The 13,875-nt window shown below is 44.2% G+C and carries 12 protein-coding genes; 5 read left to right on the forward strand and 7 right to left on the reverse strand.

Annotation, left to right across the window (positions count from 1 at the left end):
* Positions 1-51: 51 nt before the first annotated feature.
* Both J7623_RS18860 and J7623_RS18865 read right to left on the reverse strand, forming a co-directional pair.
* Entirely contained in the window at positions 52-1,512 is a 1,461-nt protein-coding gene (locus J7623_RS18860; protein ID WP_291923207.1) for a SusD/RagB family nutrient-binding outer membrane lipoprotein, read from the reverse strand.
* A 28-nt stretch (positions 1,513-1,540) separates the two neighbouring features.
* Positions 1,541-4,795: a SusC/RagA family TonB-linked outer membrane protein gene (locus J7623_RS18865; RefSeq protein ID WP_291923209.1), complete on the reverse strand. Its 3,255-nt coding sequence runs from the start codon at positions 4,793-4,795 to the stop codon at positions 1,541-1,543.
* Between the two features lie 953 nt (positions 4,796-5,748).
* Here J7623_RS18865 and J7623_RS18870 point away from each other — a divergent pair.
* Entirely contained in the window at positions 5,749-6,684 is a 936-nt protein-coding gene (locus tag J7623_RS18870) for an ADP-ribosylglycohydrolase family protein (RefSeq protein ID WP_291923211.1), read from the forward strand.
* Here the strand turns inward: J7623_RS18870 and J7623_RS18875 are convergent, their stop codons facing one another.
* Positions 6,685-7,563: an archaemetzincin gene (locus tag J7623_RS18875; protein ID WP_291923212.1), complete on the reverse strand. Its 879-nt coding sequence runs from the start codon at positions 7,561-7,563 to the stop codon at positions 6,685-6,687.
* Positions 7,564-7,604: 41 nt separating this feature from the next.
* Complete coding sequence (locus tag J7623_RS18880; RefSeq protein ID WP_291923214.1) at positions 7,605-7,919, reverse strand: helix-turn-helix domain-containing protein; 315 nt, start codon at positions 7,917-7,919, stop codon at positions 7,605-7,607.
* Between the two features lie 155 nt (positions 7,920-8,074).
* Between J7623_RS18880 and J7623_RS18885 the strand changes: the two genes are divergently transcribed.
* Both J7623_RS18885 and J7623_RS18890 read left to right on the forward strand, forming a co-directional pair.
* A complete protein-coding gene (locus tag J7623_RS18885) occupies positions 8,075-8,911 on the forward strand; it encodes an MBL fold metallo-hydrolase (protein WP_291923216.1) in 837 nt (278 codons plus the stop codon).
* A 16-nt stretch (positions 8,912-8,927) separates the two neighbouring features.
* The gene (locus J7623_RS18890; protein ID WP_291923218.1) at positions 8,928-9,581 is read left to right on the forward strand and encodes an NAD(P)-binding domain-containing protein; all 654 of its coding nucleotides are present in this window, start codon (positions 8,928-8,930) and stop codon (positions 9,579-9,581) included.
* A 99-nt stretch (positions 9,582-9,680) separates the two neighbouring features.
* Here the strand turns inward: J7623_RS18890 and J7623_RS18895 are convergent, their stop codons facing one another.
* The 3 genes from J7623_RS18895 to J7623_RS18905 form a co-directional block, all read right to left on the reverse strand.
* Positions 9,681-10,655 carry an NmrA family NAD(P)-binding protein gene (locus J7623_RS18895; protein WP_291923220.1) on the reverse strand — a complete coding sequence of 325 codons (975 nt, stop codon included), beginning with the start codon at positions 10,653-10,655 and terminating at the stop codon, positions 9,681-9,683.
* Positions 10,656-10,686: 31 nt separating this feature from the next.
* Complete coding sequence (locus tag J7623_RS18900) at positions 10,687-11,334, reverse strand: hypothetical protein (RefSeq protein ID WP_291923222.1); 648 nt, start codon at positions 11,332-11,334, stop codon at positions 10,687-10,689.
* A 68-nt stretch (positions 11,335-11,402) separates the two neighbouring features.
* On the reverse strand, positions 11,403-12,014 hold the full coding sequence (locus J7623_RS18905; RefSeq protein WP_291923224.1) for a Crp/Fnr family transcriptional regulator: 612 nt from the start codon (positions 12,012-12,014) through the stop codon (positions 11,403-11,405).
* 186 nt (positions 12,015-12,200) lie between these two features.
* On the opposite strand from J7623_RS18905, the gene J7623_RS18910 reads away from it, so the two are divergent.
* Both J7623_RS18910 and J7623_RS18915 read left to right on the forward strand, forming a co-directional pair.
* Positions 12,201-12,779: an RNA polymerase sigma-70 factor gene (locus J7623_RS18910; protein ID WP_291923226.1), complete on the forward strand. Its 579-nt coding sequence runs from the start codon at positions 12,201-12,203 to the stop codon at positions 12,777-12,779.
* A gap of 102 nt (positions 12,780-12,881) precedes the next feature.
* The gene (locus J7623_RS18915) at positions 12,882-13,850 is read left to right on the forward strand and encodes a FecR domain-containing protein (RefSeq protein ID WP_291923228.1); all 969 of its coding nucleotides are present in this window, start codon (positions 12,882-12,884) and stop codon (positions 13,848-13,850) included.
* The last annotated feature ends 25 nt before the right edge of the window (positions 13,851-13,875 follow it).

Below are 13,875 nucleotides of genomic sequence, written 5' to 3' on the forward strand. Positions count from 1 at the left end.
CAAACAATTAATTGTTAAAAGAATATTGTTGACACGCCTTCGGCGTGTCTCTTAATTAGCCCACCAAACTTTATCGTACACTAAATGGTTGGTTTTAGGCGCATTTGGATTCCTGGTCAGTTCTGAAGATGGATACAGGAATATGCCAGGCCATCTGTTGGCGCCAATAATAGAAGCTTTAGAAATAACGAAGAAGGAAGGATAACCGGTTCTTCTCCATTCTGTCCAGGCTTCTATGGTTTGGTTACCGCACATTGCTGCCCATTTCTGTGTAATGATGGCCTTTACCTGTGTTTCTACATCTCCGCCTGCTGGATAGGCAATGGCGGGTTGTGCCATGTAATCAGCAGCACCATCTACTCCGTAAGCGGTAAAGTTATCGGTAATACCCTGGTTATACATATCAGCTGCTGTGGCACCAGTGAGCCATCCTCTGGCGATGGCTTCAGCCTGCAGGAAGTCAGCTTCGTAATCTGTCATCAGTTTCACAGGAGCAAATGCGGAATTAGCATCTGTTGGATTGGCACCTGTAGCAGCTGATGGGAGTGATACGGTGGTAGTAGGAGGGTTATTGAAACTGCCCTGGGGAATTCCCACAACGGCACTACCTACTTTATTGTAAAACGCGTTCAGCCTGGGATCACTGTTACCACTGAAGAAATTAACAGCAGTAGAACTGGCCACCAGATTGGTTATTCTGCCTAATACGCTACCTGCCATCGCGCCATACAGCGGGTTGGTTTGACCACCAGTAGAGTTGAAGTTCTGAAGGGCAGATTCTCCCGGTTGGATAAAATCAGCACCCTGCAGCGTTTTAACGATGTTACCAGCCCTGGTAGCATCTTTCTTTGCGAGGCGAAGTCCTACTCTTAACTTGAGCGTATTGGCAAAATGCAACCATTTTGTCATATCGCCTCCGTAAATCAGATCATCACCACCCGGAGCATTCGGATCATCTGGATCAATGAGCTTGGTAGCATCATCAATGAGCTTCACGATGCCGGTATAGATGTCGCTTTGTGTATCAAATTTTGGATACAGGATTGGTGTAGTGGCATCCCCCTGTGTAGCCTGGGTGAAAGGTACATCTCCCCATAAGTCGGTGCTCAATTGGGCGGCATATGCCTTTAACAACATACCAATGGCTACATATTGCTTCTTATTGGTGGCGTTACCTTTGTCGATCACTTTCTGGAGGTTCTCCAGTGCATCTACCTGGATGTTGAACCATACGTTTCCAAAATCACCTTCTGAGGGAGAATATTGGTCCAGGTTTTTATATTGAGAAGAGGTAGGACTCTGTGTCCAGTACTGTCCCCAGATGCCGCCATCAATGGTGAGTGTATTACCAAGAGCAAAAGTCAGCCCCGATTGCGCGGAGGGCAACAGTACGTCTACTGTTACGTCCACCGCATGGTTGGGATCTTTATTAACATCCAGGAACTTTTTGCACCCTGGTGCTGAAAGCAGGAGGGCAGACAAAAAGGCTAGTGTGATTATATTCTTTTTCATCAATTTTCTTTTTTAGGCCTGGTTTAAATTAGAATGATACGTCCACTTTAATACCCATGTTTCTAAGAGAAGGGTTGGATAAGAACTCATATCCCTGTACGTTGCTGGCTCCCTGACCGTTGATTTCAGGATCCGCAAATTTGTTGGAGCCGGGCACCCACAGGAAGAGGTTATTACCATAGAGTACTATTCCTAATTTGGTAAATGGCGTACGTTTTAACATGGACTGGCTGAAGGTATAACCAATAGAAGCTTCACGCAATTTAATATAACTGGCGTCTATGATATCTTCTCCCGCTGGTTTAACATTGGTCCAGTAGTTATATGGATGGAATTTGATGCTGGTATTAGGAACCATTTTACCGGTACCATCATCATATACAGAGTTCGGGAACACATAGTCTTGCCTGTTATTAGCGGCAGTTTCCAGTGCATATCCACCAAAGTCAATCAGGCTCTTGGTATTGGAATAGAATACACCACCTTGCTTGGTATCAAACAGGAATTTCAGCATAAATCCTTTGTAGGAAATGCTACCACCGAAGGAAGCCATATAATCAGGCAGGTAAGAACCAAAATAGCGGGTAGCATTAGCAATCGGTAACCCGGTTGCCTTGTCTATTACCACATGGCCATTGTCATCTACTTTCAACCCGGTACCATAGAAAGTACCATATTTTTTTCCTTTAGCTGCTACCTGAGACATGGCAGTAGTACCACTGATACCAGCGGAAATAGCTACCTGTTGCAGGTCGCCGTTGATATAATCAACGTTGTTATCCAAATGGCTGTAGGTACCAAACAGGTCTACTCTTAATCCATAGGAAGTATTTACCGGCGTTGCCTTTAAACCGATTTCCAGGCCCTTGTTGGTCATTTGTCCAACGTTCATAGTTTTGAAACTAAAACCGGAACTGTTAGGAATGGGCACATCTACAATCTGGTTGGTAGACTTGGTATTGTAGTAAGTTACATCCAGGTTGATCATGTTTTTAAGGAAAGACAGCTCTGTTCCTACTTCAAACGAAGAGGTAAACTCTGGTTTCAGATCAGGATTTCCGATCAAAGTACGGCGGGAGAAACCAGGCACAATATTACCATTGCTGGTAATTGGGAACAGGATCTCACCAAAGTCAGCGCTGATGTCTGTTTTAGTGTAGGTGGTCTGCAGGCGGTAAGCAGGAGCATCAGCACCTACTTTTGCATAGCTGACCCTCACTTTACCGAAGCTGAGGATGTCGCTGAAAGCGTTGTCTTTATACAGCTCAGAGAAAACAAACGCAGCATTTACGCTGGGATATACGTAAGAGTTATTGTTGGTGGGAAGGGTAGAGGAAATATCATTACGGATAGTTCCACCCAGGAAGAGCATATTCTTATAATCGAAGTCTGCTTCTCCATAAAAACCATACAATCTTCTTTGTGTCAGCGTATTGGTGGAGTTAATAGGCCCCTTGGAATTATCCAGGTTGTAGAAGTCGGGTACTATCAGACCGCCATTAGTATTGGTAGCTGCAAACAGGTTATTACTGGTGACCATCCGCACGTTATTACCACCCAGTACTTTCATATTGAGGTCTTTGGTCAGCGCGCGGGTGTAAGTGATGATCAGGTCATGGTTAATCTGGCTGTAGTTATTAACATCCTGGGAATATTTACCATTGTCTGACCAGTTGTTGGTTCCATAAAACGGATCAAATGGTTGGTAGAAGTATTTAGCTCCTTTTTCATATCTACGGTCACTATAGATGTCCGCACCGATACGCTCTGTGATATCCAGGCCTGCAATAGGTTTATAGCTCAGTGAAACCGTTCCCTGTACACGTTCTACGGTGTTATTGTTTTTGTAGTTCTGTATCAGGAAGTAAGGATTTTTCGTATAGGCGCCATAGTAACCATAGTAGGCAGTACCATCTGCGCCGGTGAAGGTGCCGTTATATGGATTGCTCAGGTCTTTGAAGTCTACGATAGGAGCATCCCTTGGCTGCTGGAATATAGAGGCGTAAGTAGAGTTGGTTTGTCCGCCCAGTGGCAGCTGGCTGGAGATATTAGTATATCCCACAGAAGCCTGGCTGGAGAACTTTTCAGAGAATTCAGAAGAACCACTCACCCTAACGCTGTACTTGTTGTAGTTGGTAGTTGGAATAATGCCTTTGTTATTTAATGCGCCTACGGACAGGAAATAAGTTGATTTCTCATTACCGCCGGACACAGTCAGGTTGTTATTAAAGGTTTGGCCTTTATCAAAGAAATGCTTCACGTTGTCAGGGATCGCTTCGTATTTCTTTAATTGTTGTTTACCATTAATCACCTGGCCCCAGGGTCTTTCCTTGCCATCAAAAGGCTCACCCCAGCTGAAGTTTTCTCTTCTGTCGTCAGGAATTCCATCCAGGTTACCTTCTCCAAACTGGTTCTGGAAAGTGGGGTATTTCAGGATTTCTGACAGTTGATAGCTGGAGCTGAAGTTGATTTGTGCAGGAGAGTTTTTCTTTCCTTTTTTGGTGGTGATAAGGATTGCACCGTTAGAAGCGATACTACCATACAAAGCGGCGGCAGCAGGGCCTTTCAGAACGGTAATACTTTCGATATCGTTCGGGTTGATATCATTACCCCTGTTACCATAGTCTACCTGGTCGTTCAGGAAGTCGGCGTTACGGATGTTATCATTACTTACCGGGATACCATCCACCACAAATACCGGTTGGTTATTACCACTGAAAGAGGTAGGTCCGCGGAGTGTGATCCTGGAAGAAGCGCCTGGCGCATATCCGGAAGTAATGTTCAAACCAGCTACCTTACCGGTTAAGGCGTTGATAGGGCTGGTATTGTCACCGATGTCTTCTTTATTAATGGTAGCTACGGCGTAACCGAGACTTCTTTTCTCTCTTTTCACACCCTGACCTGTTACCACAATTTCTGTGAGGGCAGTGCGAACAGATTGTAGCGATACATTGTATTTGGTGGCGCCGGTAACAGTTATTTCCTGGTCGTTGTAACCAATAAAGGAAAATACAATGACTTCGCCTTGTGAAGCGGTTATGGAATAGTTTCCTTTAGGATCTGTGGCGGTACCGGTGTTCGTGTTTTTAATTCTCACGCTTACACCCGGTAATGCAGATCCATCTTCCTGCGCCGTCACTTTACCGGTTATCTTTTGCTGGGCAAAAGTCAGTAAGGGCACTATTAACATAACCAGCGCCAGGAAAGCTCTATGAAAAGCTTTTTTGGATTCCTTGCGGGCGCCCGAGATGAAAATAATGAGATGAGTTGTCTTTTTCATCATAAACTTGATTTTGGTTGTGGTTTATTTAATAATTTTTTTGGTCGTGCTGGCATGTGCAACTCGTAATGAGGTGGGCCATTAGAGGGTGATAGTGTGTTGTAAAATGGGATCATTTATTGATCATTTAGAGATTAGCGCGGTCTGGTGATTTAGTGACTATTTTGTTGTAATCATTATACAATGAAGCCTTACGTAAAGGCATAGCACAGCCTCTACAGCTTTATAGCTGAATTTTTTCCGAATAAATTACGAGGTTACAGTATAGCCCGTTGTAATAACGGCAACGGCTATATGATAGACAACACAAGCGTAAGCGGAGGGCTGCTTTTAATGCGTAGACAATTTCTCACAAGCAATATAAATTCTCATAAGCCAATTCTCATAAGCAATTAAAAGCAATGCAGTGGCTAAATGCACGGCTACCTTTAGGATACGTTCGTTCGTCTGCTAGGTTAAAATGGTAATAACACTGCCTGTAGTTAATAGCTGATGTTGATTATTTTGCTATTAATAAGCGTGGTTGCTTTTGGTATTCAAATTTTGGTAGTTGTTAAGCGCAGGATATTTCATTAGTTGGAAACATCTCATGCCGATATTAGATTTCGTTTTGTTGATAAAAAATATAAATACTTGTTTGCTGCCTCTTTATTTTCTCTAAGCTTTTCTGACTTTGACTTGCTCTCTGAAAGTTTGTTTAAACCGATTAATGACTTTCTTTTTAAAACAAGTAACAATTGATTCGATGCACTAAGATAAGCCTTTATTAGCAAAAAAATAACATCATGGCAATTTAATCTGTGGTAGCAAGGGTTTCCGCGTAAATTATTGATAATAAATTATTTATATGCCACATGGAGAAATGTCTGAATTTTTATTACATAAAACAATGGTAACGAATGATGTAAACGTATACTGCTTTTGGCTTTTAACGTTCCCCTTGTTATCTTCCGGATATGAACCATATAAAAGCAGCATTAGCAGGATTGGCAGTAGGAGATGCCCTGGGAGTACCGGTAGAGTTCAGGGAACGGGAAGGATTAGAACGGCACCCGGTAACAGACATGGTAGGGTATGGCACACATCAGCAACCAGCCGGTACCTGGTCTGACGACAGCTCCCTGGCCTTTTGCCTGGCAGAAGCCCTCACAAAAGATTTTAGTTTGCAACAACTGGCGCAATACTTTGTCGACTGGCGCTATAAGGCATTCTGGACCCCACATGGCGAAGTGTTTGATATAGGCATAACTACCCAGGAATCTATAGAGCGACTGGCAAAAGGAATAGATCCTGTTAAAGCAGGCGGATTTTATGAATCCGAAAACGGGAACGGATCATTGATGAGAATTTTGCCGTTATTATTTTATATAAAAGATAAGGACATCACAGAAAGATTCGAAATCACGAAGAACGTGTCTTCACTTACCCATGGGCATATGCGCGCCGTGATAGCCTGTTTTTATTACCTGGAGTTTGCCCGGCAAATATTGTTGAAGAAAGATAAGTTTGCCGTATACCAGTTATTGCAGCAAACGCTTCCCGCTTTCATCAAAAAGCAAGGCATCCATCCGGATGAGATGTCGAAGTTTAACCGGCTGTTAAAAGAAGATATCCATTTTGTAGCTACCACTACCATCAGCAGTGGAGGTTATGTGCTGCATACGCTGGAAGCATCGATCTGGTGCATACTCACCACCGACAACTACGCTGATGCCGTTTTAAAGGCAGTTAATTTAGGTCGCGATACGGATACTACCGGCGCGGTAACCGGTGGTTTGGCAGCACTCATCTACGGACTGGAAGGCATTCCGGAGAAGTGGATCGCCGCATTAGCCCGGCGGGAAGATATCCTGGAGCTGGCAGAAAGAATGGCGCATTACCTGCAGCAGTAGTTATAGCACCGCTTTATTATCTGCCTGAAATAATTCCCAATTCTTATTCAGCGATTGTTGCCGGCAGAAGTCAAGCAGTTGCCGGAGCCTTTTTTTATTATCATACCTGATATTCCAGTATAACTTTTTTTGACAATCACTGCAAAGGCGGTTAGGGGCATTATCTGTTTCGGCTAAACTGTTGCTGCCATTCATTACGCATCTTGCAAAAATGCAATGGTGTAAAGATAGCATATGTCCTATTTCGTGAGAAGAGATATTCGTTAGCCTGCCTATACACTGCGAAAAATTGGTAGTGTCCAGCTGTTTGTTTTGTAGCCGGTAAATGGAAGTAACGCCCACTCTTTTAGTATAGGAAGCCAGGCCAAATACATAGTTCCACGACGGTTTAGGGTAAAGATCTTTTGCACTGATGGCCATCAATGCGATGCCGCTGGCGGGCATCTGATCCGCCAGCAACGTATCCAGTACATAAGGCGCCAATAGTTGCAAATGATCTGTTTGAAACCGCCCGGGAACGCTGGTATCCGGGATAGGTTTCAACAACACCGTTTCCAGTTGAAAGAAAAGCGCCACATATTCACGTGTAAGCGACAATGCCCGCTGCTGTAATGCCGTAAATTCACCCACGGGCAACAGATAAATAACGGACCGGTTGGGAGTTGGCTTTACCGGTTTTGCTTTTTTATAGGCTTCAAAGGTTTGTCCGCCTTCCTGGTGCTCAAACAACCATTCACCTTCCTTAGGGGGAGATAGTTGGATATCATTTTTTGCAATTGCCTTGAAATAGTTGTTCTGGGCGCGTATTACCGGATCTTCCTCCGGGTTGTTATGGCAGGATAATAGTATGCATAATAACAGTAAGCGTAAAGGTTTCATTGGGTATAGGTCTAATGTACTCACGTTAAGTATCGCTTGAATTATTCCATTTCTTCTATCATACCTTCCGTTTCTCCCAGCTCCCGCCCCCATTGGGCAATACTTTCAAGGGGTGCAATCAGCGTTTTTCCAAACGGGGTTAAGGAGTATTCTACCCGAAGCGGAGGTTTGGTACCGAAGGATTCCCGTTGGATGAGGCCATCTTCTTCCAGGGTTTTTAACTGGAGACTTAACATCTTCTCTGTAATATCCGGCATGCGTTGTCGTAGCTCTGTAAAGCGCATGGTGCTGTTTCGCAGGTACCACAGGATAACGCTTTTCCATTTCCCACCGATATAACTCATTGTAATATCCATGGCGCAGTGGTAGGTTTTTCCATGAAGCCTGAATCCAAATTTTTTGCCGTTAATAATCATATTGATTTTTTGTACCTGTCAGAATTGATAGTTATTGTGTGTAATACAGCAGCGATTTACCTTTGGTGCTCTTAATAATTATTCAAATTTAAAAAATGAAAACAAGAATTCATACTTATACCTCGCAGGAACCTATGTTGAAGGTAAATGCTTTCATCGTGGAAGGCGCCAAGGAGTTGGTGGTAGTAGATACTACACTGACAAAGAGCGACAGTATTGCATTGCGCCAACAGGCAGATGCCCTGGGTAAGCCGGTGGCAGGCATTATTCTTACACATGGCCATCCTGACCACGTAGCAGGTACCTGGCATGTGAAACAACAGCAGGATATCCCGGTGTTTGCAGTGCCTGCGGTGAAACAACTTATGCAGGACACAGAACAGGCGAAACATGCACAATGGTCTGGTATGTTTGGCGATGAATGGATACCACAATGGTCCTATCCTACTGAATTAGTCGGTAATGGTGACCAGGTGCGTATTGGCGGGATGTCTTTCTCCGTGCTGGATATTGGAGCCGGCGGCGATTGCGATGCCAACTCCATCTGGTTACTGGAAGATGAGAATAAAACTGCTTTCGTTGGTGACCTGTTATACAAAAACAACCATACTTATATGAATGATGGTGGTATCCTGCGCTGGCTGGGAAACCTGGAAACCCTGGCGCCGGCGTTGAAAGATTATACCAGTTTCCATGTAGGACACGGACCGGTATGTGATATCAAAGATTTCGACCAGCAACGTGCTTACTTTCTCCGGTATTGTTCAGAAGTATTAAAGGCCACTAATGGCACCGGCATTTTTAATGACAACAGCCGGAAACAATTCGAACAGGTAATGTTAACTGCGTTTCCGGATTATGGTTGCCAGTTTATGGTAGGTCTTTCAGCAGATCGTGTAGGGAAAGAATTAGCAGGTATTCATCATCAGTAAAAAAATAAAAGGAAACATGAAAAAGGTAGGGGTATTGGGAACAGGGATGGTTGGTAACACTATAGCCACAAAACTAATCCAGTTGGGATACCATGTAATGATGGGGTCAAGAACGGCCGATAACGAAAAAGGACTGGCGTGGGCAAACGCTAATGGCGCAGATGCCAGCACAGGAACATTTGCAACAGCTGCCGCCTTTGGAGAGATCCTGTTTAATTGCACCCAGGGAGAAATATCCCTGGAAGTGATGAAGCAGGCGGGAGTTGATCAGCTTCGGAATAAGATATTAATAGACGTGAGCAATCCACTTCAGTTTATTCCCGGCAAAGCGCCGGTACTGATCCCGGAGTTATGCAATACGAATTCCCTGGGAGAGGCATTGCAACAATTTTTGCCGGATACGCAGGTGGTGAAAACGCTTAATATCGTGAACTGCGAGGTAATGGTAGATGCCAGCAAATGCGGCGGTGAAGCCACCATGCTGCTGGCTGGAAATAATGCAGCTGCCAAAGCCACTGTTACCGGCATTTTGCAGCAGTTTGGATGGAGCGATATTATTGATCTGGGGAATATTGAACATGCCCGCTCCACAGAAATGATGCTGCCGGTTTGGTTAAGTATTTATATGGCTACTAAAAATGGACATATCGCTTTTAAAATAGTGAGATAGCCGCATTATAAGATTAGAGGGATTGTCGCCGCACAACGGAGACAATCCCTTTTTTGTGCAGATAACTCTCATCTGTTCACAGGATAAAGCCGGGTGCCTTCATTGATTTAATACCGCTAGTTCCAGCTTATTTGGAATTCGTGTAAGCATCAACTTTATAGTGTTTTTAATGGTGTGCCAGATACCGGAGAAGTTCCGTTTATTGTTGGGCGAGTATTTTACGAATTGATGTGCAATTGTTTCAAAGTCTTCCGGCTCCCTTCCTGTCAGGCGTTTTACCACATCCGTTGGTCCTCCTTCCGCAAACCTGCCTTTCCGGAACTCTTCCATGTAAAAGGAGATCTGTACGGCGGTGAAAGGGTCGAATCCTGCAGAGATCAGCGCTTTCATAAACATCTTTTCTGTGATGGGCATTACCTTAACTTTTCTGCCGGTTATTTTTGAGTAGATGGCAGCCATCTCAGTGGCATCTATTGACCTGGGACCGGTAGGATGTATTTTCTGTCCATAAAAGGGTACCGGATTTTTTAATAGTGCGGCAATCACCCTGCCCTGGTCGGCACCGGATATCCAGGGACATTTCCCCTCGCCAAACGGAGAAGGCATCATGCCCAGTTGTACAATACTCTCCGTTAACGGGATCACATTTTCTGCAAAGAATCCGGGATTATAGTACACTACATTGAGGCCTGATTCACTGAACATCTGGCAGGCGATTTTCACATGATTGGTATGCAGGCTTTTTTGATCGTCAAACTCAGCCAGCCACTGCCCCATGAAAACCACTGATTCAACTCCGGAGGCTAAAGCCGCTTTGATAAACAGCGCAACGTTTTCAATCATGCCTGGTAAATAAGGAGAGTTGTAATAGACTTTTGTTACACCGGTCAACGCTTCCAGCAGCGCTTCATAGTTGCCCAGCTCACCGAAGGCTATTTCGGCGCCGAGTTGTGCCAGCGCCCGGGCTTTCTGATTTGCTGACCGGACATAGATCCTGACAGGGTATCCTTCCTTTAGTAATTCGCAGGTGGTGGCGTACCCGGTTGTGCCGGTTGCCGTAGTAATGAGTATCATCGCTTTTATTTTTAGATAATAATGATGTAGATCATTTTATTAACAATTGCCTGATGGCCGCTACATGAGAATACAGCACCAAAGGCACCAGGCAGCCGGGAAGCAACATAAAAGGGAAATAGCCAATGGCAAATGGTGTGAATGTGCTTGCGGCGGCATGTATTGAAATAGCGACTATATTTAGTAACAGGGCAAGACAAGCCAGGTTCCATACCAGGAGAAACGTCTTATTCAGTCGGCCTTTCACTATTCCCCAATACCAGATAAACGGAGCAGACAACCCGGAAAGGATATCGAAATTCCTGCCCTCAAAAGTCATTACTGCCGGAATAGTTTTGTGAATAAATAACCAGTACAAAACAATTTCAACTGGTATTCTGACCGTGTGTAATAACGTTAGCGTACCTACGTGCAGGTTGTCAATAAAACGCCGGCCGGCGGGAATTGCCAGGAGCATCATCAGCAACAGCAAGGGTGGTACGGCGAGTAATAAAAACCTGGGAGGTACTGTATTAATGATATAAAAATTATTCCTACCCAAAATGGATTGAAGTATCATCCAAACAGCAATGATAAGCAGCAACGGTTTTGAATAATGGGCCGCTCTGAAAAATAAGCCAATCGCTGTAATAACAGTTAAAATAAAAACAGCATACACGTAAAACGGTAAGGCTTGCATCGGTCTGAGGTTTTATCGTTTATACAAAGAACGACTATCGATGCAACAATCCACTTGTCAAATGACAACTAATGACTACCTGTTTGTTTTTTTGAGAACTCTCTGCGGATGCGGCTCAGGGAGGAGTCGGTAATGCCTAAATAAGATGCGATGTACTTGAGCGGCACATGCTGAAATATTTCTTTACTGGTATTTATCAGGTCACGATATCTTTCTTCTGCAGTTTGGTTAATAAGAGACAGGGTTCTCTTTTTATAGGCTGTAAATTCTCTGACAAGCATGGCACGTCCAAACTCACGAAACTCCGGTACCGAATGAAATAATGTATTGAGCTTTTCAATGGAAAGGAAAAAACCGTGGCAGGCAGTAATCGACTGTATATTTTCCATTGAACGGGTTCTGCTGAAAAGCGAGGTAATCTCAGAAACATGACCGTTTTTAGTGAAAAAATAAGTGGTGACTTCTTCTCCTTCCGTGTTATTTATAAAGGTGCGCATAAAGCCATCTGTCATGAAAAAACTGCCTGTACTTACCTGGCCTTCTTTTACAAACAACTCATTTTTATCAAAACTTTTAGGCTCAAAATGGCTGGCTATCTCTTCCAGTACCTGACTGGAAGGAGAAAGAGGGGAAGACGAAAGCGTGTTCCGGATAGATATGATGAGTGGTTCTTTATCCATTTGACACTAAATATAACCAGATTCGTAGTCACAACCTGTTATTGCCCGGGTAATAGGAGTAGATAATTTCAATTTTAACCGGATACTCCCGGCAGACCATTTCCTGTCCTCATCTTTTATCATCTTTTCTATATCCTTAACTATTTACTAACATTAGTTTCTTTCTTTTGCGGCGGATTTGTAAACATGCATCCTCATCAGCCGCACGATAATAGCTATTCCAACCCAGCTACCGGAGATACCGGGAGATTACCCGCATATCTGTCGTCCGATCCGGTTGCAGCAACATTTAACCAGATTTTCCTGGATACTAAAGACCGGATGTACCAGTTTGTAAGAAAGCTCACCCACGATGAGTCCGAAATAAAAGATATTGTACAGGATTGTTATGTTAGTCTTTGGCAGCATATACACGAAATAGATCTGGAACAGGAAGTATTGCCACTATTGTTTACCTATGCCCGTAACCGCGTAATTGATTATCTCCGTAAAAGAACGACCCGCCAACAGCTCCTGCAGGAATGGCAACCAGCCGATGGTGATGAAAGTCCCGCAGAGCAACTACTCGATTATAAAGAACGGCTGCAGCAATTGCAGGTGTCTATTAACCGGCTGCCATCGCACCGGAAAAAGATTTTCACGATGGTGAAGCAGGATGGATTCTCGCATAAAGAAGTTGCCGAGCACCTGGGCATTTCTACAGCTACCGTTAAAAAGCAAATTGGTCTTTCGCTCCGTTTTTTGAAAGAACAATTACCCCGTTAATTTTTACAATGTTACCAAAAGGTTAACTCCGCTTTTCCGCTTACTCCTTTCTTATTGCACATACGTGATATAGACAATCATCAAAATAAAAAGGTTGTCGCAATGGCCATAGACCGATCACTACTGGACCGTTTTATTCATCATCAATGTACGCCGGAGGAAATGGCCGAAGTATCCCGTTTGCTGGAGGAGTCACCGCAGTTGCTGGATGATTACCTGCAGGAAATGTGGAATGAAGAAGTGACAGCACACATGCCGGAGGATATGATGCAGGCCATTGCTGCACACCTGCAAATAAACGGGGCTGACGCTGCGGTGCCGGCTCTACATAAGCGGAGATCCTGGATAGGATGGGCAGCAGCAGCTGTACTGTTGTTATTAGGCTTGGGAGGATGGCTATGGCAACAACGTAATACTACCACACCTAATCACCTGCTGGTAGTGACAACGGCAGCAAAAAATTACCAACTGGTATTACCCGATAAAAGTACTGTATGGATGAAGGCCAATAGCCAACTGGCTTTTGATACGATTGATTTTGGTAGGTCAAACCGTACCATCACGTTATTGAATGGAGAAGCTTTTTTTGATATTGAACAGGACGCCGCTCATCCCTTTGTAGTAGTAAGTGGTAAAGTACAAACCCGCGTATTGGGTACTGCTTTCAGTGTGCGTCATGCATCGCCGGAGGAAGTGCTGGTGACCGTGTCTGCCGGAAAGGTAGCGGTAGACCATCTTCAGCAACAGTTGGATATACTCTTGCCGGGTAAACAAATAACAGTGAACCAGCAAACAGGTCGGTTCTCAGAGCAGCAGGTACCGGTATGGCTCGCCGCTGCGTGGAAAGAATCCCGCCTGCAGTTGGACAATGCCAGTTTTGCGGAGCTGAAAATGGCCATGGAAATAATGTATGGCATACGCCTGGAATCCAGTAACGACAAAGTGCGCCGGCAAACCTATAATATCCTGTTGAATAAATATATGCCTGCACAGGAGGTAGTGCGGGTATTGGGACAGTTAAACCGGCTGGCTTATAAACAGTTGACTGATACTACATTCTTAATCTATTAAACAAAACGCGTAGAAAAATTTTTAC

Source organism: Chitinophaga sp. (genome assembly GCF_017745275.1).
GTDB lineage: Bacteria > Bacteroidota > Bacteroidia > Chitinophagales > Chitinophagaceae > Chitinophaga.

Bases quoted from the DNA above. Each gene is read 5' to 3' on its own strand.
- J7623_RS18910 (WP_291923226.1), top strand. From the start codon at position 12,201: ATGCATCCTCATCAGCCGCACGATAATAGCTATTCCAACCCAGCTACC.
- J7623_RS18915 (WP_291923228.1), top strand. From the start codon at position 12,882: ATGGCCATAGACCGATCACTACTGGACCGTTTTATTCATCATCAATGT.
- J7623_RS18880 (WP_291923214.1), bottom strand. From the start codon at position 7,919: ATGGATATTACAATGAGTTATATCGGTGGGAAATGGAAAAGCGTTATC.
- J7623_RS18865 (WP_291923209.1), bottom strand. From the start codon at position 4,795: ATGATGAAAAAGACAACTCATCTCATTATTTTCATCTCGGGCGCCCGC.
- J7623_RS18870 (WP_291923211.1), top strand. From the start codon at position 5,749: ATGAACCATATAAAAGCAGCATTAGCAGGATTGGCAGTAGGAGATGCC.
- J7623_RS18895 (WP_291923220.1), bottom strand. From the start codon at position 10,655: ATGATACTCATTACTACGGCAACCGGCACAACCGGGTACGCCACCACC.
- J7623_RS18900 (WP_291923222.1), bottom strand. From the start codon at position 11,334: ATGCAAGCCTTACCGTTTTACGTGTATGCTGTTTTTATTTTAACTGTT.
- J7623_RS18905 (WP_291923224.1), bottom strand. From the start codon at position 12,014: ATGGATAAAGAACCACTCATCATATCTATCCGGAACACGCTTTCGTCT.
- J7623_RS18875 (WP_291923212.1), bottom strand. From the start codon at position 7,563: ATGAAACCTTTACGCTTACTGTTATTATGCATACTATTATCCTGCCAT.
- J7623_RS18890 (WP_291923218.1), top strand. From the start codon at position 8,928: ATGAAAAAGGTAGGGGTATTGGGAACAGGGATGGTTGGTAACACTATA.
- J7623_RS18885 (WP_291923216.1), top strand. From the start codon at position 8,075: ATGAAAACAAGAATTCATACTTATACCTCGCAGGAACCTATGTTGAAG.
- J7623_RS18860 (WP_291923207.1), bottom strand. From the start codon at position 1,512: ATGAAAAAGAATATAATCACACTAGCCTTTTTGTCTGCCCTCCTGCTT.